Origin of the sequence: Vibrio breoganii (assembly GCF_024346795.1) — a bacterium.
GTDB classification, from domain to species: domain Bacteria; phylum Pseudomonadota; class Gammaproteobacteria; order Enterobacterales; family Vibrionaceae; genus Vibrio; species Vibrio breoganii.
In genome coordinates this window covers 204844-226679 of sequence record NZ_AP024864.1, presented here as the reverse complement: position 1 = coordinate 226679, position 21836 = coordinate 204844, and the positions used below count along the sequence as shown (strand labels likewise).

The following is a 21836-nucleotide window of genomic DNA, read 5'->3' as shown; positions in this document are numbered from 1 at the left end:
CTTTTTTGTTATTCCTCAGTGACACAACTCATTTGCAAACCTTCCTCAAGCAGGAGCAATTGCTCTTTACCCAGTTGAGTTGCCATTGGTTTTACCATGGCCAGTATCTGCAACATGCCTTGCATAATCATTGCCTCTGTCACCTTTTGGTTGGCATTCATCGCTGATTGATAACCGAGCCACCCCGTCGCAATAAAATGCAAGTTAGTGACTAACCTAGGCATGTCCTTGGGATCGACTTCGATTAACTCAAGGGTAAGAAACGACTGTACGATGGCGACTAGGTTAACCCTTAGCTTTTCTTGAACTTCCAAATATGCGTGATGCAGTTGAGTATCACGACTCACAATATCGGCTAAGTTGGCATAGAAAAACCGGTACTTCCACATTAAAGAAAAGGTCGAATTTACATAGTGTTTTAACAACACCAAGCTCTCACCCTGGCTTTCATAGGGGCGAAACCTATCCAACAATTCAGAGGTATAGTCCTCAAAAATAGCTCGGATTATCTCTTGCTTGTTCGAGTAATGGTAATAGAGGTTTCCTGGACTGATGCCAAGATGTGCAGCAATGTGGTTGGTCGTGACGTTGCGCTCACCTTGTTGATTGAACAACTCTAGCGCGCCTTGCACAATTCTCTGCTTTGTTTTCATTAAGCGACTCAATACCCTAGGTCATTGTTAATTAGATCGAAATAGAAAAGAGTTTTGCTATACTCAAGCACTCTTACTGTAACGTAAAAAGCTATTATTACTTTGTCTGTATCTCATTGGCTATCTGCCGCTAGACCCAAAACATTGCCCTTGGCGTTAACTTCTATTGTGACAGGAAGTTGCCTAGCCTATACCCACCAGCAATTTTCGTGGAGTGTCAGCATTCTGGCTCTACTCACCGCAACGCTTTTACAAATATTATCAAACCTTGCTAATGATTATGGTGACGCTCAACAAGGAACCGACAATCAAGATCGACTTGGTCCTACGAGAGCGATTCAATCAGGAGAGATAACGGCGAAACAGATGAAAAGTGCAATGGTGTTGTGCTCACTGCTGAGTCTCGCAGCCGGTCTGACACTGATTCTAACATCTTTAACCACTATGGTGGATATTGGTATTTTCCTCGGCTTAGGCGTCCTTGCCATATTTTGTGCCATCGCATACACCGTAGGCAAAAAACCCTATGGTTACATAGGTTTAGGTGATCTGTCTGTCTATATATTCTTTGGTTTGCTTGGTGTAGGTGGGACTTTTTATCTGCACACCAACGCTATCTCTGCAGACCTGTTTTTGCCCGCCACCGCTACCGGATTACTCGCGGTCGCGGTACTCAATGTCAATAACATGCGAGATATTGATAACGACCGTGCGTTTGGTAAAACGACAATGGCGGTGCGCATGGGACTGGCAAAAGCCAAGCACTATCACGCGTTGCTGGTCTTAAGCGCATGGTTGGCTTATTTCATCTTCGTGCTCAATAATCATGGTAGCTCTATCAGCTTGCTTTTGTCCTCATTAATCTTAGTTCCAAGCCTATTGCATTTGCGTTCACTTAACCGCGCAACTGATAGTTTAGCCATTGCTCCATTGATGGCTGGAGTGGTAAAACTTGCACTAATTGCTAACTTATTATTTTCTTTAGCTATTATTGTTTAATCAAAAAGTTAACTTGCATCAATTTTCAATGAGCGTTGCAGGATATACTCGAGCGTAAGAATACTAACTTAGAAGGTGACTCTGATTATGGAATACAACACTTCAGCCCTGTGTGACGTCTACTTAGATCAGGTTGATGTCGTAGAGCCAATGTTTAGCAATTTTGGTGGTAGTGCGTCATTCGCAGGTCAGGTAACCACCATCAAATGCTTTGAAGACAATGGACTTATTCGCTCTGTTCTCGAGCAAGATGGGCAAGGTCGAGTATTGCTTATTGATGGCGGTGGTTCATTAAGACGAGCCTTGATTGATGCTGAGATAGCGTCTCTCGCTGAGGAAAACGAATGGGAAGGCCTTGTCGTTTATGGCTCAGTACGTGAGATTGATGAGCTTGAGGATATGAGCATTGGTATTCAGGCCCTAGCGTCTATTCCTGTTGGTGCAAGCCAAACTGATGTTGGTGAGCTAGATGTTCCGGTTAATTTCGGTGGTGTAAGCTTCTTGCCTGAGGACTACTTGTATGCCGACAATACTGGCATTATTTTGTCCCAAGAGCCTCTAGACACCAACTTTGAGATTGATGTCGAAGACGAAGCCTAGCCTTTTCACTGTCAGATTGAGTTACATTTAGAAGCAGAACGAGAAATTCGTTCTGCTTTTTTTTGATTAAAAGCAAAATAATCTCGAATAAACTTTATCATTTCAAAAAAAATTGCATGACATCCAAACACTTGCAATAACTTTTCGATAGTCTGCATATTCCATGTAGAGAGGAAGCGATGGAATGGACAAAGAAAATTCGAGCCAGGTAATTAAGTTAGCGTTCTGCATACTTATACCTATTTTAATATTGATGATGCCAAGCAGTTGGATCCCTATCAATGATCTTACCGTGGTTCAACATCGATTATTGGCTATCTTCGTCATGTCCGCCCTACTCTGGGTTTTAGAGCCTGTTCCGGTTTTTGCTACCTCGATACTGATCATTACCCTAGAGCTGATTTTCTTATCCGATAAGGGATTGAACGTTCTAATCGTCGATCACGCCAATGAAGCCTTTGGCACCCTTATTCCTTATACGGACATACTTGGGTCCTTCTCTTCACCCATCATCATCTTGTTTATGGGCGGGTTTGCTTTGGCTATTGCCGCCTCTAAGTACCAACTGGACAACAACCTAGCTCGAGTGCTATTGAAGCCATTTGGCACCCAGCCTCGATACATCATGCTTGGCTTAATGCTGATTACCGCGGTGTTCTCCATGTTCATGTCAAATACCGCAACCACGGTTATGATGCTGGCATTGCTTGGCCCTATCGTCGCCTCTGCCAAACCTGGCGATTTAGGTATCAAGGCTTTAGTTTTGTGTATACCTATCGCTGCGAATACCGGGGGTATCGCGACTCCAATCGGTACTCCGCCTAACGCCATTGCCTTGCAGTATCTTACCGGTGAAAACAGTATCGATTTTCTAAGCTGGATGATGTTTGGTTTGCCTTTTGTGATCGTACAGCTCGCTATTGCTTGGCTGTTACTACAAAAGCTATTCCCATCGTCAGAAGACAAAATGGTGCTCTCTTTAGAGGGTGAATTCTTAAAGTCTTGGAAAGCGATCGTTGTTTACATCACCTTTGCACTGACCATAGTGCTGTGGATGACCACCAAGCTCCACGGTATGAACACCTACGTCGTCTCAGTGATTCCTCTGGCGATATTTACGCTGACTGGCATCATGGGTAAAGCGGAAATCAAACAGATTAACTGGGACGTGCTGTGGTTGGTTGCCGGCGGTATCGCCATTGGACTTGCTCTAGATAAGACAGGCCTAGCCAAAGGGTTAGCTCACTCTATTGATTATCAGAGCCTATCGCCTGTTGCTGTCGTACTCACACTGTCCATCATCTGTTGGTTAATGGCCAATTTCATGTCCAATACCGCAACCGCTAACTTATTAATGCCTATTGCTGCGGCAATTGGCGCATCCATGCCTAGCCTAGTAGCGACCGGAGGACTGCAAGGTCTTCTGATTGTCGTCGCATTCTCTGCATCGCTAGGCATGATCTTACCTGTCTCAACGCCACCCAATTCATTGGCTTACTCCACCGGACTTATTGAGAGTAAAGACATGGCGAAAACAGGCATCATTCTTGGTATCGTCGGCCTAGCACTCGTCTACGTTGCTATGTTTATCCTAACCTAAAAGGAGTGCCAAACTTTAACTAGGGAGAAGTTATGTTTGTTGTCGCCCATAGAGGAACAAGAGAAACCCACCCAGAGAATACGTTACTCGCCTTTGAGAGCGCATTAGAGGGAGGCACAAAAGCTATCGAGTTAGATATCCATCAACATCAAGGAGAGTTCTGGGTAATTCACGATAGCTGGGTCAATCGCACGACTGATGGTGCAGGCCCGCTCAATTGGTTTTCAGCTAAGGGCTTAAAAGAACTTGATGCGGGTGAAGGTGAGCAGATCCCGACTCTGAGAGAGACCCTACACCACCTGTCTGGTCGCTGTGCTTTAAACATCGAGTTAAAGGGGCTGGATGACATAGCAACCTTGCTTGCTCACCTCGACTATGCCGTGAATGAGTGTGGGTTCAAACAAGACCAGCTATTGGTGTCATCATTCAATCATCACTGGCTAGCAGAGCTCAATCGCCAGCGCCCTGAGCTTAAGCTTGCGGCATTAACCGCCAGTAAACCCATCGGCTTGTGCCAATTTGCACAAGAGCTCAATGCGTACAGCGTTAATATCGACTTGCACGTTATCGATGGCGAAATGGTTGATGATGCAAAGAAACGCGGGCTGAAGGTTTACGTGTATACGGTGAACCGCCAAGAAGATTGGCAACGCTTAAAAACGATGGGAGTGGATGGCATTTTCTGTGATGTTCCCAACGAGGCGGTGAAGTACTTCGCCTCAACCACGACTCAAAGCCGAATCTGGCCTGAGTAACACCGCTCAATCGAGGGTTTCTTATCCTCACGATATGGTGCATATTGACGGTATCTATCAAAAACCTCAATGTGCACCATGGGATACGAATGGTTGGCCCTTGCCGCGGCCTTCTTATGGGCGATATCTAGCCTAATTTCAGTTAAACCTGCTCGCCACCTTGGCCCCTTTGCCTACAGCCGTTGGCGAATGGGTTGTACCGCAATCATGCTCAGTAGCATGGCCGCTTTCACAGGGGGCTGGGCAACCGTAGCGACAGAGCATATGACGCTAATGATGCTTTCGGGCCTGATTGGTATCTTCATTGGTGATACTGCCCTATTTGCCTGCATGAATAGAATGGGACCGCGACAAGCAGGTCTGCTTTTTTCATGCCATGCTGTATTTTCAGCGGTATTAGGGTATTGGCTTTTCAGTGAAACCTGGAGTGGCATTGAACTTCTAGGTGCGCTATTGGTATTTGCCGGCGTTGTGATCGCAATCTTCTTTGGCAGAAAACAAACTGGAAAGCATGACTGGGAATCATTACAAGGAAAAATGGCGGTCGGTATCAGCATTGGCCTACTCTCTGGGCTTTGCCAAGCACTGGGTGGCATCATTGCTAAGCCCGTAATGCAAACCAGTATTGACCCTGTTGCGGCCTCTGCTATTCGCATGATTACGGCGTTTGCGGCTCACTCATTGTTTTTGTTTAGTGGTGCAAAGATTGCAAAAGCTAAACAGGCTATCAATCTAAAGATACTTGCGATCACTGCACTAAACGGCTTCTTGGCTATGGCTGTAGGTATGACATTGATACTTTACGCATTACAAGAAGGCAACGTGGGTATGGTAGCCCTGCTCTCTTCCACAACCCCAATTATGGTGCTGCCTCTGCTTTGGTTTATCACCAAACAGCGACCAAGTCGCTACGCGTGGTATGGCGCGATCTTGGCCGTTATTGGCACAGCGTTAATCGTAAGTTGAAGCTGACAGCTCGAAGCTATCAGCGGTCAGTTTTAGGCTCTTGGGAAAGGGAACGCGGTAATTTCATCAATGTGGGTTTGCTTGCAAGCCAGCATGATTAGTCTGTCTATGCCTAAAGCAACCCCTGAGCATTGTGGCAGTCCGTGGCGCAATGCCTCAATTAAATGATAATCAATAGGCTGAGGGGATAACCCCATTTTCTCGCGCTTTTCGTTGTCTTGCTCAAAGCGACGCAATTGCTCATCGGCATCATCAAGTTCATGAAAGCCGTTAGCGAGTTCAATGCCCTTAAAGTAGACCTCAAAACGATCGGCTACCCTATGGTCATTGGGGTTTATCTTCGCCAATGCGGCTTGAGAGGCAGGAAAATCATAGACAAAAGCCGGTACCTGTTGCCCAATTTTAGGTTCAACGCCAATACTAAATAACAGCTGCAATAGCGTGTCTTTGTCTGTTTCTGGCTCGGCAATATCAGACAACCCTAAGGTTCCAGCGACGGCTTTCAGTTCATCTATACTGCCTTGTAAAGGGCACACGTTTAACACATCAACAAACGCCTGCTGATAGGTCATTCGTTCGGCTTGGTTGCATGACAGAACAAGTTGCAGTAGCTGATCCATTTCATTCATCAAGTCATGATGATCAAACCCGATTCGGTACCACTCCAAGAGCGTAAATTCGGGGTTATGGTAACGACCCGCTTCTTCGTTCCTAAAGGCTTTCGCTATCTGGTAGATACAGCCACTGCCAGAAGCTAGTAAGCGTTTCATGTGAAACTCAGGGCTGGTCATGAAAAAGAGCTTTCTTCCACCCGCGTACCCTGGGCCAATAAATTCCGTTTGAAAGGTATGCAAATGAATATCGGTCACAGTGGCATGGCTCATCGCCGGGGTGTCCACCTCCAATACATTGCGTTCAACAAAAAACTGCCTGATGTGGCCGATGAGCTCTGCTCTTCTTTTCAAAGAAGAGAGGTCTGCAGAAGGCTGCCAGTTGAGAGTACTCATAGAATTTCCTGTGAAATGAATTGAATAAGTTTCTGAGATTCAGATGCTTATTTTGACATGATAATGATCACAGTCCCCGTTCTTTTTAGATTTTTTCACCTGGAACGGCATCAAAAAACTAGGTAAATCAATTTTTTCGCAACACGCTTCCCATACAATGGAGCGCAGCATTTCTTAAGAAACTTACAATCACGAGCAGGACAACCTGCCTAACACTCTGGAGGATAACTGTGAAAGTACTACACACAGATATCGCGGTCATCGGCGCAGGGGGTGCCGGTCTTCGAACTGCTATCGCAGCAGCTGAAGCGAACCCTGATTTGGAAGTTGCTTTAATTTCCAAGGTTTACCCAATGCGCTCGCACACTGTAGCGGCTGAAGGTGGCTCTGCTGCCGTCGTTAAAGAAGAAGATAGCTTAGACAATCACTTCAACGATACTGTTGGTGGTGGTGACTGGCTTTGCGAACAAGATGTTGTTGAGTTCTTTGTAGAGAATTCGACCCGCGAAATGATCCAGATGGAACAATGGGGTTGCCCGTGGAGCCGCAAAGAAAACGGCGAAGTAAACGTGCGCCGCTTTGGTGGTATGAAGGTTGAGCGAACTTGGTTTGCTGCAGATAAAACCGGATTCCACATGCTACATACGCTATTCCAAACCTCTATAAAGTACCCGCAAATCAAACGCTTCGATGAGTACTTTGTGGTTGACCTGCTTGTAGTCGAAGGTGAAGTTCAAGGCCTAGTGGCTATTCATATGGCGGAAGGCGAACTGGTAACGATTAAGGCTAAATCTGTTGTTCTCGCAACGGGTGGCGCTGGTCGTGTTTATCATACCAACACCAATGGCGGCATAGTCACAGGTGACGGCATGGCCATGGCATACCGCCACGGCGTACCACTGCGTGATATGGAGTTCGTTCAATATCACCCAACAGGTCTTCCTGGTACGGGCATCCTGATGACCGAGGGTTGTCGTGGTGAAGGCGGCATCATAGTGAACAAAGATGGCTACCGTTACCTACAAGATTACGGCATGGGCCCAGAAACCCCTGTAGGCCAGCCTAAAAACAAATACATGGAGCTTGGCCCTCGCGATAAAGTCTCGCAAGCATTCTGGCATGAGCAGCAAAAAGGCAACACTATCAAACACCCATTGGGAGATGTTGTGCATCTTGATCTTCGCCACTTGGGCGAGGAGTACCTGCAAGAGCGCCTGCCATTTATTTGTGAGCTTTCTAAAGCCTACGTCAACGTAGACCCAGCAAAAGAACCCATTCCTATCCGTCCTACTGTTCACTACACCATGGGTGGTATTGAAACGAACCCTAAATGCGAAACGCGCATCAAGGGTCTATTTGCGGTGGGTGAATGTGCTTCCGTTGGCTTGCACGGTGCAAACCGTCTTGGTTCAAACTCACTGGCTGAGTTCGTGGTATTTGGTCGTGTTGCCGGTGAAGAAGCCGTTAAACGTGCTAGCGAATTCCAAGGCTGGGATGATGATGCTATTACAGCTCAAGTCGAACTCGTTGAAGCTCGCATCCAAGCGCTAATGACACAAGACGGTGACGAAAACTGGTCAACTATCCGTACTGAAATGGGCCATGCAATGGAATCTGGCTGTGGTATTTACCGTAGTGAAGACCTAATGCAAGAAACCATCGACAAGCTTTCTGAGCTAAAAGAGCGCTATAAGAAAATTAGCATTAAAGATAAAGGCAAGGTATTCAACACTGACCTTCTATACGCCATTGAAGTGGGCTACGGCCTAGAAGTGGCAGAAGCTATGGCTCACTCTGCTTTGCTGCGTAAAGAGTCTCGTGGTGCCCACCAGCGCCTTGATGAAGGTTGTACTGAGCGAGATGATGAGAACTTCTTGAAACACTCACTGGCCTACTACACGCCGCAGAGTGCACCTAGCATTGACTACAGCTCAGTGACCATTACCAAATCGCAACCAAAAGCTCGCTTGTATGGCGCGGCGGCTGAAGAAGCAGCTGCGGCAGAGAAAGCAGCGAACAACGCGGAGGAGCAACAGTAATGCCAGCTCGTATTCAGAAAGTAGACATTCTCCGTTACGATCCTGAGAAAGACTCAGAACCGTATTTCCAAACCTTCGAGGTGCCATTTGATGAAACCATGTCAGTGCTTGACGCTCTGGGTTACATCAAAGATCACCTAGATAAAGACCTTGCCTACCGCTGGTCTTGTCGTATGGCAATTTGTGGCTCATGTGGAATCATGGTTAATCAGGTGCCAAAGCTTGCTTGTAAGACCTTCCTGCGTGAATACCCAGATGGCTTGAAAATTGAGGCACTGGCTAACTTCCCAATCGAGAAAGACTTAATTGTTGATATGACGCCATTCATTGAGCGCCTTGAAGCCATCAAGCCTTACATCATTGGTAATGACCGCACACCAGAAGATGGCACAAACATCCAAACCCCAGAGCAAATGGCTCGCTACAAGCAATTTGCAGCCTGCATTAACTGTGGCCTTTGCTACGCAGCGTGCCCTCAGTTTGGTTTAAACCCTGACTTCTTAGGTCCTGCTGCTCTTACCCTCGCTCACCGCTACAACTTAGATAGCCGTGACAATGGTAAACAAGAGCGTATGGAACTAATCAATGGTGACAACGGCGCTTGGGGCTGTACTTTCGTCGGTTACTGCTCGGAAGTGTGTCCGAAGAGCGTTGATCCTGCAGGTGCAGTAAACCAAGGCAAGATTGAATCTTCAAAAGACTTTGTCATCGCCATGTTGAAGCCGGAGGATGTGTAATGAGTAATCGTAAACCTTATGTTCGCGAGATGAAGCGTACATGGTGGAAGGATCACTCTTTCTACCGTTTCTACATGCTGCGAGAGGCAACGGTGCTGCCTTTGATTCTGTTTACCCTGTTCATTACCTTTGGATTGGGTGCCTTGGTTAAAGGTCCAGACGCTTGGGCAACGTGGTTAGACTTCATGAGCCACCCTATCGTTATTCTAATCAATATCTTAGCGTTGGCAGGCAGTCTGTTTCATGCTCATACCTTCTTTAATATGATGCCGCAGGTTATGCCAATGCGCTTCAAGGGTAAGGCGATAGACAAGAAAACTATCGTACTTGCTCAGTGGGCTGCTGTAGCCTTTATTTCTCTTGTTGTTCTCATCATTGTATAAGGAGTCGAATGTGATTAATCGAAACCCTAAACGTTCAGACGAACCCGTATGGTGGGGACTGTTTGGTGCCGGCGGTTCATGGTTTGCCATGATCACTCCAGTAACCGTATTTGTTCTGGGCATCTTAGTACCACTAGGCATTATTGATGCTGAAGCAATGAGTTATGAGCGAGTCTCTAGCTTTGTAACCACTATTATTGGCGGCCTATTCGTGATTGGTACTATTGCGCTCCCTATGTGGCATGCAATGCACCGTCTACATCATGGAATGCACGACCTTAAGCTACACACGGGTGTTGCTGGCAAGGTTGCCGTTTACTTCACTGCAGCCTTCCTAAGTGGTCTGGCTATCGTGTTTGTATTCATGATTTAAGAAAACCCTAGATAACCACTAGATAAACAAAAGGCCGCTGTTCTATGAACTAGCGGCCTTTTTTATGCTTTGTAATCAGTGATTACTTTACACGTCCAACGTATTCGCCAGAGCGTGTATCACACTTAACTACTTCTCCAATTTGGATGAATAGAGGCACACGAACTACAGCACCTGTAGTCAATGTAGCTGGTTTACCACCAGTACCTTGAGTATCACCTTTTAGGCCAGGATCAGTTTCAACAACTTCTAGCTCTACAAAGTTTGGTGGAGTAACAACGATAGGGTTACCGTTCCACAATGTGATCATACAAGTGTTGTTCTCAACCAACCACTTAGCATTCTCGCCCACGGCTTTCACGTCAGCAGCGATTTGCTCGAATGTCTCATTGTTCATAAAGTGGTAGAATTCACCGTCCGAATATAGATAATCTAGGTCGATATCCAGAACGTCAGCCAGTTCTACGTTTTCACCAGACTTAAATGTCTTTTCTAGAACTTTGCCAGACAGTAGTTTACGAACTTTAACACGGTTGAAGGCTTGGCCTTTACCAGGCTTAACGTATTCGTTTTCTAGGATAGTGCATGGCTCGTTATCGAGCATGAACTTTAAACCGCCCTTGAATTCATTGGTACTTACAGTAGCCATTTTTTCCTCTTTAGATTCTTAGAGTAAGTTTTAATGCCGCATATAATAACCCAAAAAGCCTTATCTGTTGAACAAAACTGGTTACAACAACTGGCGAATGGGATCTCAGATCCAGCTGAACTGCTCTCAATGCTAGCAATTGACCCCCAACATTATGCTGATGGTTTCGCAGCGCGCAAACTTTTTGCCCAGCGAGTGCCTCTAAGCTTTGTCGAGAGAATGGAAAAAGGCAATCCCAATGACCCTCTTTTGCAGCAAGTTTTACCTGTTGTTGAAGAGTTTGCACAGGTGGATGGGTTTACCACAGATCCACTCGAAGAACAGGATAATCAGCAGCCAAGTCTGCTGCACAAATACAAGAATCGAGTGTTACTTATTCTAAAGGGAAGTTGCGCTATTAACTGTCGCTACTGCTTTCGCCGACACTTCCCCTACTCTGATAACAAGGGCTCTAAGTCAGTCTGGCAACAGAACCTCGACTACATAGCGCAACATCCTGAGATCAATGAAGTAATCTTATCCGGTGGTGATCCATTAATGGCTAAAGACCACGAGCTAGAGTGGCTTGTGCAAGAGATAGAGAAGATAGAGCATATTCGCACTCTGCGTATTCATTCACGCTTGCCTGTTGTGATTCCCAGCCGAATCACAGAAGCCTTGTGCGCAATGCTCAAAGAAACTCGACTCAACACGGTATTGGTGACTCACCTTAATCACCCCAATGAGATCAACTCTGAGTTTGCTACTGCTATGTCCAAGTTGAAACAGAGCAATGTCACTCTTCTTAATCAAGGGGTCATGCTAAAAGGGGTCAATGATGATGTATCGATACTGAAGAGCCTGAGCGAGCAACTCTTTGGGGTCGGTATTCTGCCCTACTATATGCATGTACTGGACAAGGTACAGGGCGCAGCACACTTTTACATTAGTGATGAGAAAGCAAAAGCATTGATGGCAGGCTTAATGAAAGAGGTCTCCGGCTATCTTGTGCCGTCACTGACCCGAGAGATTGGCGGTAGAGACAGCAAGACCCCCCTTGATCTGCATCTTGAGTGATCAAAAAAGCCCTGATGAAGCTCATCCATCAGGGGCTTTAGTGTCATTGTAACTACTTCGCGAAGTTAACGATTGGGAAACACTTCAAGAAGCCATTGCTCGCACAGTTAATAATACCAATCTGCACACCGTCAATCTTCTCAGTCATATTGAAGAAGCCTAACTGGAAATTTGAGCTTTCTGAAACACTTGCAAATGCAACATCAGCAACCGTGTGTCCTGTTGCATAGTTCACAGCAGCTAAGTTCAAACCTTTCACATCATTGATGACATTCACAGTACCTGCGTTGATGCCTGTTGCGTTGCCGGTATTCCAGTTAAATATACCCAGAGAGACACCACTCATTTGTTGATTTACCTTGGACGCACCAAAGAACAATCCAAAGTTTAAACCTACTGTAGTATCTGTTTCAGACATACCCACTAAAGAGAAGTCCACCCCCTTAACCTGCTGAACTTTACCGTGCAATACAGCCAAACGAACACCACCCACTGCATTTGAGGCTGGTGCATTGAAGCCATTGAGTGAAGAAAACATCACTGGAGAACTTTCAGCGAGTGCCACTGGAGATGCCACTGCTGCTGCCACTGCTAATACTGATAATAGTTTTTTCATTATAAAATCCATCTCTTATTTTTTCCGACATACACATACACCATGGCGTCGAGTCGCCGAAAGGTGCTACTTCGATAAGCATAAGACATAAAGGGTAAACAGCAAGCAAACCATAGATATTTTGTATACTTATCATTATGTTAAAAAAAGCCCCTGCATTTCTGCAGAGGCTCATTAAATATAGAGAATCAGTTGGCTTTATTTGTCGCGAGCTTTTAAGAACTCAGCATAAGTACCACGGAAGTCGTTGATCTTACCGTCTTTTATCTCAAGGATACGCGTTGCCAAAGAATCTACAAATACACGGTCATGAGAAACGAAGAACAAGGTGCCTTTGTAGTTCTCAAGCGCCAAGTTCAATGACTCGATTGACTCCATATCCATGTGGTTGGTTGGTTCATCCATAAGTAGAATGTTTGGCTTATGCATCATGATCTTGCCCAGAAGCATACGACCTTGTTCACCACCAGAAAGTACTTTAACTGACTTCTTAATGTCGTCTTGACCAAACAGCATACGACCAAGGAAGCTACGTACTACCTGCTCATCGTCGCCCTCTTGACGCCACTGTGCCATCCAATCGAATACTTTAAGGTCTTCTTCAAAGTCATGGGCATGGTCTTGCGCGTAGTAGCCAATGTTCGAGTTCTCAGACCATTTGTACTCACCAGAGCGTGGAGCGATTGCACCCGCTAGAGTATTCAATAGTGTGGTTTTACCCACGCCGTTCTCACCGATGATTGCAACGCGCTCGCCTACTTCAAAGATAGCGTTAAAGTTGTTGTACAGGTCTTCTTCAAAGCCTTGAGTCAGGTTCTCGAGAACCAAAGCATTGCGGAATAGCTCTTTAGATTGCTCAAAACGAATGAATGGGCTTTGACGGCTAGAAGCTTTCACTTCATCCAGTTCAATCTTATCGATTTGTTTAGCGCGAGAGGTCGCCTGCTTTGCTTTAGATGCGTTAGCAGAGAAGCGAGATACGAAGGTTTGAAGCTCAGCAATTTGCGCTTTCTTCTTCGCGTTGTCAGATAACAGACGCTCACGTGCTTGTGTAGCCGCCGTCATGTACTCATCGTAGTTGCCTGGGTAAAGGCGCATTTCGCCGTAATCCAGATCAGCCATATGGGTACATACAGAGTTTAAGAAATGACGGTCGTGCGAGATGATGATCATAGTGCAGTTACGCTGATTTAGCGTCTCTTCCAACCAACGGATAGTGTCCATATCCAAGTTGTTGGTTGGCTCATCAAGAAGCATGATATGCGGGTCAGCGAAAAGTACCTGAGCAAGAAGCACACGCAGTTTCCAACCTGGAGCAACTTCGCTCATCAGGCCGAAGTGTTGCTCTTCAGGGATGCCTACCGCAAGCAACAATTCACCCGCTTTGGCTTCCGCCATGTAACCGTCCATTTCCGCGAACTCAACCTCTAGGTCGGCCACTTTCATGCCATCTTCTTCGCTCATTTCAGCCAATGAGTAGATGCGGTCACGCTCTTGCTTAACTGCCCACAGTTCTTTGTAGCCCATGATCACTGTATCGATTACAGTAAATTCTTCATAAGCAAACTGGTTCTGATTTAGCTTTGCTACACGCTCGTTCGGATCGTAACTAACGTTACCACCAGAAGGCTCAAGCTCACCGCTTAAGATCTTCATGAACGTGGACTTACCACAACCATTTGCTCCGATCAGACCATAGCGATTACCTTCGCCAAATTTAACCGAGATGTTTTCAAATAGTGGCTTAGCACCAAATTGTTGAGTGATATTAGCTGTGGAAATCAAAGCAGGCCCTTATGCATTAAATATTTAACCGCGCAAAGGTACTCGTTTGCGGGAAAAATAGCCAGTAAAGTTTGACCTAGAGCACACATTTATCAGCTTCAATGCCCTAACTAATGATCAATCGATGACCTTCTGCCTGAGGTTCAAAATCAATGAAGTGCTCAATGGCCTCTAATGCATCTTCAGCATAATGAGTCACATACAATAACTGGCTCAGGTTTGTTTTCGCGATTCTGTTCAACACAAACAAAACTAGCTTTCGATTGATGTAGTCGAGGCCTTGATAGGGCTCATCGAGTACTAATAATGCCGGTTGTTTTATCAAGGCTCGACCGATCAAGAGTAAACGTTGTTGCCCATAATCTAGGCTCTTAAAACCGATTTTCTCAAACTCACTCATCTCTAATACTTTGAGCCACTGCTGGGCGACTTGTATCTGCTTTTTACTCGGCTGCTCATACAGGCCAATACTGTCAAAGAAACCAGAAAGCAGAACATCGAGAGCGCTACAATTAACTCGATACTGCAAATGCAGCGCCGACGAGACAATACCGATTTGTTTCTTTATATCCCAAATACTCTCACCTGAGCCTCGCTTCATCCCTAACACAGTGATGTCGTTGCTGTAGCATTGAGGGTGGTCTCCCATGATCAATCCCAGCAAGGTACTCTTTCCGCATCCATTAGGACCCCGTATTTGCCAATGCTGACCTACCTTAGCCTGCCAAGTGAAGTCTTTAAAAATAAGGCCATCAAGGTACTCTACCTTAACGTTTTTCATGTCCACTAATGGATCTGGTAATGACTGCTGCTGGTGATATGACTCCATCAACTCATACACCCCTCCGCTCTTCTGCAGTGAGAGCTTCTTTATGTGCTGTTTTATCGGATGGTTATGCCACTCGTCTAGGGTCATCGTTTGAGTTAGGGATTGGTGATCAAATAGCGCTACATGGGTAATACATTCGGGTAATTCATCTTCACGAGAAGTGATAACAATCAATTGCATCTGCTTCGCACACTCATTGAGTAATTGACTCAACGCGAGCCGATGCTCAATATCCAAACCTGAATAGGGTTCATCCAATATCAGAAGTTGCGGCTTAGTCACTAGCGCTCTTGCGAGCATCACACGCCTGGTTTCACCGGTCGACAACTGACGGAACTGACGTTGACGCAATGAGCCAAGATCGGTCTTTTGTATAATCTCTTCCAGCTCAGTTTGAGAGCAGCCCATCTCAAGAATAAGCTGTTCTACTGCTGTTCCATAATCGATGCTGTCTTGAAAGTCGGTTTCATCTTTGGCTATCTCTTCTTCAAGCAGGCGTTGCTGATGTAACAAAGAGACGCAGGCAATGGGCTGTGGGACATTGGAAATACTGCCAGAAGTGGGCTGTAGTTCGCCGCTAAGCAGCTGAACAATCAAGGCCGAACACTGACTTTGTGAAGAGAATATCCCCCAGTGTTGCCCCTGCTCTATGTGCCAATCTGATACAGATAGCTCAGCCATGCCATGTTTGTATTTCAGTTTATCTATGCGCATCATTCGTCCCTAACTGCCTGAATAAAAACAGTGTGCAAGAAAAATAAGCGGATGACTAGCCCACGCTTAGATATAAAAAAAGCGCCACTCAAAAGAGTGACGCTCTACAAGAAAAGCCGATACTTTGCGTTACAGCTGGCTAATCATTACCTTTTTCTGCAAGAAGTCGAACGCGACTTGATAAGAGCCTGTTGCCTCTGGAGTAAATGCAACATTGCCTCCCATCTCAAAGATTGGCAGAGAATCCGCATCAGCAGACACGTCGGCAAATCCATGCTCACACTGCCCCCAGTCACCGCAAGTCAATTTGAACAGATAGGCCTCCCCTGCAGTAAGCTCTCCGGTAGTGAACAGCACTAGGCCATCTTGCTCACCAAAGGTCATCTTACGTTCCTCTGAATGGTCCCAATCACCAGAGATTGAGCCAGGGATGTACCACTCTTTACCCGCATAAGACTCGACCAGTCTTGCATCGAGAACAACTGGATTCGCCGTATCGTTCGCATCTAGTGCAAATTCATACATACCAATCTCAGTAAAGTTAGATGGGCAGTCTTGACCGTCACAGCCCATTGCACTGTTCCAATCTCCAAGAGTGAACTTGTAGCCAGTATCTGCACTCAACCCTAGTTTTACACTGTATACACCAGCTGTCGCATAAGGTGCTTCGATACCAGCAGGATCCCATACCGCCTCGCCAAAGGCACCCGCGATGTAAACGGTTGATGCGCCAAATGGTGGTAGGTCTTGATCTTTCTCAGCGATGGGTAAGCCCGCACCTTGCGCGCCATACTGAGGCTGAACAAACACAGCGGTTGTCAGTGCAGGTACAGAGAAAGTCCCTTCCGAGAAAGAGGCATCTCGTACGATGTAGTCCGCAGAGTTAGCTTGAACCTCATGCAGCTGGAAGCCAGTGGCATTATCAATCTCGAAGCTTTGTTCTTCCGCTGTCGCATTGATCATCACAACCACTGCATCAAGGTTAGGATCAAGGTCTTTACCCGCATAGAAGCCATCATCAATAGACATAACGATGAGACCTTGTGTTTGTTCTTCACCCACATTGCGGAAATCGACGCGCTTCATGACTTCTTGTTTCGAGTTAAGACGGAACAAGTCACTTGAACTGCGAATCTTCAACAATTCAAGAAATTGCTGTTTGGCCAATTCAATGTCTTGAGTATCAGGTTCGTTAGTTGTGTCTGCAATGATGTCAGAGATTAATGCCCAGTTAGCACCATCTTTGTCTTCACGAGGTAGACCTACATTCCAGTTGTTATCAGAGCCATCAAACTTCACTCGGTTAAACCAATCGCCAGAGTCATAAGAGTCTCGCTGCATTGACTTAGAACGCAGCAGCTCAGAGCCCATATGGATAAATGGAATACCTTGCCCCATCATCACAGTAGAGATACCCACTGTTTGCATACGAGCACGTTCGTCTGAGTTGATTCCCGTCGCCGTTTTATAAGCATTGTTGTCCCAGAAGGTTTGGTTATCATGCTTAGAAACGTACGAGATGTTCTCTGAAGGGTACTCTGTATAGCCTGCAGGTGCGCCGTTGTAATCAATACCTTTGCCGTTCTTGGTAGCGCCAGTGTAATCAACCATAACGTAGTCTGCTAAGTTACCCGCCATCCCCAAGCGCACAAGGTCTTGATTGTGCAGTAGGTTGTTGGTTTCTTCTTCGCTCATATCGCGACGCTCATTTGGATAAGCCGCATTGGCAAAGCCTTGGTTCTTACGCAGACCTGTACCATCGCCATCAAATGGGCTACCACCACGTACCGCATCACGCAGGCGATCAGAGAAGGTACCGATTTGTGTCCCCGCCATGTTCAATTGCGTTGCCTGAGTAAAGCGAGCGTTATTGGATACTTCACCAAAGTCCCAGCCCTCGCCGTAGAATAAGATATCAGGACGAACCTTACGTACCTCTTCTAGCGCTTCAACCATAAGCTCTTTTGGCTGATGTCCCATCAAATCAAAACGGAAGCCGTCAACGTTATAGTCTTCAGCCCACGTCACTAATGAGTCAATCATTAGCTTACCCATCATGCGGTTTTCAGTAGCCGTATTGTCACAACAGGTAGAGGTTTCTACGCCACCGGTGTTTACATTTAGACGGTGGTAATATCCAGGAACAATCTTATCCAGCACTGATTTTTCATTGGTTCCTGAAGCATTGGTGTGGTTGTAGACCACATCCATAATAAGCTTAAGGTCCATCTCATGAGTCGCTTTCACCATCTCACGGAACTCAACGATTCGTGCCGTGCCTTCAGCATTAGTTGCGTAGCTACCTTCTGGCACTGTGTAGTGGAATGGGTCATAACCCCAGTTAAAGCTGTCTAGATCACGCAAGTCATTCATTAATAACTGCGCCTGGCCCGTTGTCGGATCATAGCCTTGCAACACGCTTTCAAGGGTTTGAGATGAGTCTTCTGTACCACACACTACTGCGCTCGGTCTTACCGTACAAAGCTCTCCTACCGTATCGTTGATATCTACAGTTTCAGCTTCATTGACCGTAGCAATATCAAAGGCAGGTAAGATATGCAGCGTGGTTAAGCCAGCACCTTGCAGTTCTTTTAGGTGGCTGACTGACTCTCGTTCAGCTTCTGTAAGCGCTAGGTATTTGCCATTAAGTTGCTGACTGCCTTGTGTATCACTAAAGCTAAAGTCTCTTAGGTGTGATTCATACAAGACATGATACTCATCCAAATACTGACCATCCTCTCCAACAGGAGTTTCGGGTCTTTCGTAGTTGTCCCAACCTTTAGGTTTCAGTTTTTTATCTTTCTTAAGGTCAACGACTTGAGAATAAGTAGAATTAGTAGAAACACTCAACGAGTAAGGGTCGGTCACCATCACAGTTTCAATCTGCTTGGTGGTTGGATGGTAAACGGTAACCTCATAGCGGTAGTACTTACCAACAACACCATTCACTCGCTCAGATTCCCAAACACCGGTTTGTGGATTCTCAACCAACTGAACACGCTTAGTCTGCTTTTTGACCTTATTATAGATATGCAAGGTCACGTTTTGCGCCGTAGGAGCCCAAAGCTTGAATTCCGTTCTTGAGCCATTGACGATGGCACCCAGCTCTGCAGAAATGGCATTACCTGCATCTTCGTTTACGAATACGTCATCTAACACACCCGCTTTTTGTACTTCAGTCGCAGCCATGACTTTATCTTGACTATCGTAAGCGACTAATACGATCTGACTTTTAAGGATACGAGCCAACTCTTGATCATCAACATCAATGTCTGTTGCTGTCATGCCACTCAAATGAGGAAAGCGTTGCTGTAGTTCAGAGCTAAGGTCACCGGTAATGGTCAGATCATGAGGTTGCCCACCAGTGATCTCGTTGCTTTCTTCATCTAATTTAATGTCATTGGTAGGAGAAAACCTAAGTTCGACGCGAGAAGCACTTGCGGCATCCTCCCAAGCAATGGTCTCTTTATCTAACCAGTGGGCTTTTTGGCCATCAATGGCAATTGGACGTTCAGCGGTAGGCTCATAGTAAAGCTGGCTAGATCCGTGGAAGCCAAAAATACTGCGGCTATCATCAAGCTGAGTTAACTGTGCTTTGTGGTTTGCGCTGCCAAAGGCTTTCTCATCGCCCTTATGCAAAATGAAGTTCATGCACTCATGAGGATCGCTAGCATTCATGTCGACTTTAAAAATGTAGTAAGCGCCATAAGTTTGGTTAAAGCCGTCTGCTAGATAGGGTTCATCCCAACTGGTCCCTGTTGAGTTAATGCCCATTGCCTCTAAATCAGTGCTGGTACAGCCTTCGCCATTCCAAAGGTGCATACCCCAATCTTGGTACTCTCCCTCATCGGCAGTTCCTCGATTGTAATAGACCACAACCTCGTCTTCAGATGGTACGTACAAGTCTGAAGCAAAAGCGGCGTTAGTTTGCGCATGCCCCATCAAAAGAATTGACGTCACTAACATCGGCATCGTTGCCTTCGCCAGTGTATTTATTTTGAACTCCATAATCCCTTCCACTAGTTAATAAAAACATTAGACCGAAGACGACTCCTTACTACTCTTCGTCATTTGGTCGAACAACATAGTAGAAACAATCGATAACTACAGAGTGTGATCGATAGTTTAAAAGTTCTTTATAAACAGATAGATAAGAATAACTGCAGTAAGTATCACGGATTGCATATCTACAAAACCGCGTCAGGATCATGATTTGTACGCTGAGCTTCTACTCCTAAAATTAAACAGTACTACGCCACTAAACTACGCCTTTTCATAAATATTTTGTATGAATCGAAAAGAAATCCTAAATGACCAAAATTAAAGCAAAAAAAACGAGAGCCGAAGCTCTCGTTTTCTATTTATCGGTGTTTGATGTAATTACATCATGCCAGGCATGCCGCCCATTCCACCCATACCACCCATATCAGGCATTGCCGGAGCATCGCCTTGTGGCTTATCAGTTACCATAGCTTCAGTGGTGATCATCAGACCCGCTACAGAAGCTGCAAACTGAAGTGCGCTACGAGTTACTTTCGTTGGATCAAGAATACCCATCGCTAGCATGTCGCCGTATTCGCCAGTAGCTGCGTTGTAGCCGTAGCTACCTTCGCCCGCTTTAACGTTGTTAGCCACTACAGACTCTTCGTCACCTGCGTTCTTAGTGATTTGACGAATTGGAGATTCCATCGCACGTAGAGCAACGCGGATACCTACGTTCTGCTCTTCGTTGTCACCAGTAAGCTCAGTTAGCTTAGAAGCTGCACGGATAAGTGCTACACCACCGCCTGCTACAACGCCTTCTTCAACCGCAGCGCGAGTTGCATGAAGTGCATCTTCAACGCGGTCTTTCTTCTCTTTCATTTCAACTTCAGTTGCAGCGCCAACTTTGATTACAGCAACACCGCCTGCTAGCTTAGCAACACGCTCTTGAAGTTTTTCTTTATCGTAGTCAGAAGTTGCATCTTCTACTTGCTGACGAATTTGACCAACGCGAGCGTTGATAGCCACTTCATCACCAGCACCATCGATGATGGTTGAATTTTCTTTAGTGATAGTAACGCGCTTAGCTTGACCAAGGTCTTCTAGGGTTACTTTCTCTAGGTCTAGGCCGATTTCTTCAGAAATCACAGTACCGCCAGTTAGAATAGCGATGTCTTGAAGCATAGCTTTACGACGGTCACCAAAACCAGGCGCCTTAACTGCGGCAACTTTAACGATGCCACGCATGTTGTTTACAACAAGTGTTGCAAGCGCTTCACCTTCAACATCTTCAGCAATGATAAGTAGAGGACGAGATGCCTTAGCAACTGCTTCTAGTGTTGGAAGTAGCTCACGAATGTTTGATACTTTCTTATCGATGAGAAGAATGAATGGGCTTTCTAGGTCTACACTACCCGCTTCTTGGTTGTTGATGAAGTAAGGAGATAGGTAACCGCGATCGAACTGCATACCTTCAACTACGTCTAGCTCGTCTTGAAGAGCCTGACCTTCTTCAACAGTGATAACACCATCACGGCCTACTTTTTCCATCGCTTCAGCAATGATGTTACCTACAGTCACATCAGAGTTTGCAGAGATAGTACCTACCTGAGCGATAGCTTTAGTATCAGCACAAGGTTGAGATAGGTTCTTAAGCTCTTCAACTGCAGCAATCACTGCCTTGTCGATACCACGCTTAAGATCCATTGGGTTCATACCAGCAGCGACAGCCTTAAGACCTTCAGTGATGATAGATTGAGCCAGTACTGTTGCAGTGGTTGTACCGTCACCCGCAGCATCGTTTGCTTGAGATGCTACTTCTTTAACCATTTGCGCGCCCATGTTTTGGAACTTATCTTCAAGTTCAATTTCACGAGCAACAGATACACCATCTTTAGTGATAGTTGGTGCACCAAAAGATTTGTCTAGAACTACGTTACGGCCTTTAGGGCCTAGCGTAACTTTTACTGCGTCAGCTAGAACGTTGACACCTTCTAGCATTTTGATTCGTGCGTCGTTACCAAATTTAACGTCTTTAGCAGCCATTTTTATATTCCTTTCTAAATTCTATTTTTTACTTGTTGATTCAGATAA

Annotated in this window: 18 protein-coding genes; 10 read left to right on the top strand and 8 right to left on the bottom strand. The window is 45.8% G+C overall.

Annotation, left to right across the window (positions count from 1 at the left end; all coding sequences use genetic code 11):
- Positions 1 to 8: 8 nt before the first annotated feature.
- A complete protein-coding gene (locus tag OCU35_RS01090) occupies positions 9 to 653 on the bottom strand; it encodes a TetR/AcrR family transcriptional regulator (RefSeq protein WP_065210281.1) in 645 nt (214 codons plus the stop codon).
- A 96-nt stretch (positions 654 to 749) separates the two neighbouring features.
- Here OCU35_RS01090 and OCU35_RS01085 point away from each other — a divergent pair, with 96 nt between their 5' ends.
- From OCU35_RS01085 to OCU35_RS01065, 5 genes are all read left to right on the top strand, one after another.
- Positions 750 to 1652 (top strand): 1,4-dihydroxy-2-naphthoate polyprenyltransferase, encoded by a 903-nt coding sequence (locus tag OCU35_RS01085; protein WP_026012672.1) that lies wholly within the window; start codon positions 750 to 752, stop codon positions 1650 to 1652.
- 87 nt (positions 1653 to 1739) lie between these two features.
- Positions 1740 to 2252, top strand: coding sequence for a ribonuclease E activity regulator RraA (gene rraA, locus OCU35_RS01080; RefSeq protein ID WP_017027353.1), 513 nt, complete (start codon positions 1740 to 1742; stop codon positions 2250 to 2252).
- A 184-nt stretch (positions 2253 to 2436) separates the two neighbouring features.
- Positions 2437 to 3852 carry an SLC13 family permease gene (locus tag OCU35_RS01075; protein WP_017027351.1) on the top strand — a complete coding sequence of 472 codons (1416 nt, stop codon included), beginning with the start codon at positions 2437 to 2439 and terminating at the stop codon, positions 3850 to 3852.
- Positions 3853 to 3884: 32 nt separating this feature from the next.
- A complete protein-coding gene (locus OCU35_RS01070) occupies positions 3885 to 4607 on the top strand; it encodes a glycerophosphodiester phosphodiesterase (RefSeq protein ID WP_017027350.1) in 723 nt (240 codons plus the stop codon).
- A gap of 78 nt (positions 4608 to 4685) precedes the next feature.
- Positions 4686 to 5573 (top strand): DMT family transporter, encoded by an 888-nt coding sequence (locus tag OCU35_RS01065; protein WP_017033092.1) that lies wholly within the window; start codon positions 4686 to 4688, stop codon positions 5571 to 5573.
- A 32-nt stretch (positions 5574 to 5605) separates the two neighbouring features.
- Here the strand turns inward: OCU35_RS01065 and epmA are convergent, their stop codons facing one another.
- Entirely contained in the window at positions 5606 to 6580 is a 975-nt protein-coding gene (gene epmA / locus OCU35_RS01060; protein WP_261825508.1) for an elongation factor P--(R)-beta-lysine ligase, read from the bottom strand.
- A 230-nt stretch (positions 6581 to 6810) separates the two neighbouring features.
- Here epmA and frdA point away from each other — a divergent pair, with 230 nt between their 5' ends.
- From frdA to frdD, 4 genes are read left to right on the top strand one after another with little or no spacing between them, the layout of a single operon-like run.
- The gene (frdA, locus tag OCU35_RS01055; RefSeq protein WP_017027347.1) at positions 6811 to 8619 is read left to right on the top strand and encodes a fumarate reductase (quinol) flavoprotein subunit; all 1809 of its coding nucleotides are present in this window, start codon (positions 6811 to 6813) and stop codon (positions 8617 to 8619) included.
- Positions 8619 to 9356: a succinate dehydrogenase/fumarate reductase iron-sulfur subunit gene (locus OCU35_RS01050; RefSeq protein ID WP_017027346.1), complete on the top strand. Its 738-nt coding sequence runs from the start codon at positions 8619 to 8621 to the stop codon at positions 9354 to 9356. The genes frdA and OCU35_RS01050 overlap by 1 nt, the downstream gene beginning before the upstream one ends.
- Positions 9356 to 9739 carry a fumarate reductase subunit FrdC gene (gene frdC, locus OCU35_RS01045; protein ID WP_017027345.1) on the top strand — a complete coding sequence of 128 codons (384 nt, stop codon included), beginning with the start codon at positions 9356 to 9358 and terminating at the stop codon, positions 9737 to 9739. Before OCU35_RS01050 ends, frdC begins: the two co-directional genes overlap by 1 nt.
- 10 nt (positions 9740 to 9749) lie before the next feature.
- On the top strand, positions 9750 to 10112 hold the full coding sequence (gene frdD / locus OCU35_RS01040) for a fumarate reductase subunit FrdD (RefSeq protein WP_017033095.1): 363 nt from the start codon (positions 9750 to 9752) through the stop codon (positions 10110 to 10112).
- 82 nt (positions 10113 to 10194) lie between these two features.
- On the opposite strand, the gene efp is transcribed toward frdD, so the two are convergent.
- Entirely contained in the window at positions 10195 to 10761 is a 567-nt protein-coding gene (gene efp, locus OCU35_RS01035) for an elongation factor P (protein ID WP_017027343.1), read from the bottom strand.
- 33 nt (positions 10762 to 10794) lie between these two features.
- Here efp and epmB point away from each other — a divergent pair, with 33 nt between their 5' ends.
- A complete protein-coding gene (gene epmB / locus OCU35_RS01030) occupies positions 10795 to 11817 on the top strand; it encodes an EF-P beta-lysylation protein EpmB (protein WP_102443581.1) in 1023 nt (340 codons plus the stop codon).
- Between the two features lie 52 nt (positions 11818 to 11869).
- On the opposite strand, the gene OCU35_RS01025 is transcribed toward epmB, so the two are convergent.
- From OCU35_RS01025 to groL, 5 genes are all read right to left on the bottom strand, one after another.
- Positions 11870 to 12433: a VC2662 family protein gene (locus OCU35_RS01025; protein WP_017027341.1), complete on the bottom strand. Its 564-nt coding sequence runs from the start codon at positions 12431 to 12433 to the stop codon at positions 11870 to 11872.
- Between the two features lie 198 nt (positions 12434 to 12631).
- On the bottom strand, positions 12632 to 14218 hold the full coding sequence (locus OCU35_RS01020; protein ID WP_017027340.1) for an ABC-F family ATPase: 1587 nt from the start codon (positions 14216 to 14218) through the stop codon (positions 12632 to 12634).
- Between the two features lie 106 nt (positions 14219 to 14324).
- Entirely contained in the window at positions 14325 to 15761 is a 1437-nt protein-coding gene (locus tag OCU35_RS01015; RefSeq protein ID WP_261825889.1) for an ATP-binding cassette domain-containing protein, read from the bottom strand.
- A 129-nt stretch (positions 15762 to 15890) separates the two neighbouring features.
- Positions 15891 to 19769 carry a pullulanase-type alpha-1,6-glucosidase gene (gene pulA / locus OCU35_RS01010; RefSeq protein WP_261825507.1) on the bottom strand — a complete coding sequence of 1293 codons (3879 nt, stop codon included), beginning with the start codon at positions 19767 to 19769 and terminating at the stop codon, positions 15891 to 15893.
- 372 nt (positions 19770 to 20141) lie between these two features.
- Positions 20142 to 21788 carry a chaperonin GroEL gene (gene groL / locus OCU35_RS01005; RefSeq protein WP_017027337.1) on the bottom strand — a complete coding sequence of 549 codons (1647 nt, stop codon included), beginning with the start codon at positions 21786 to 21788 and terminating at the stop codon, positions 20142 to 20144.
- Between the last annotated feature and the right edge of the window lie 48 nt (positions 21789 to 21836).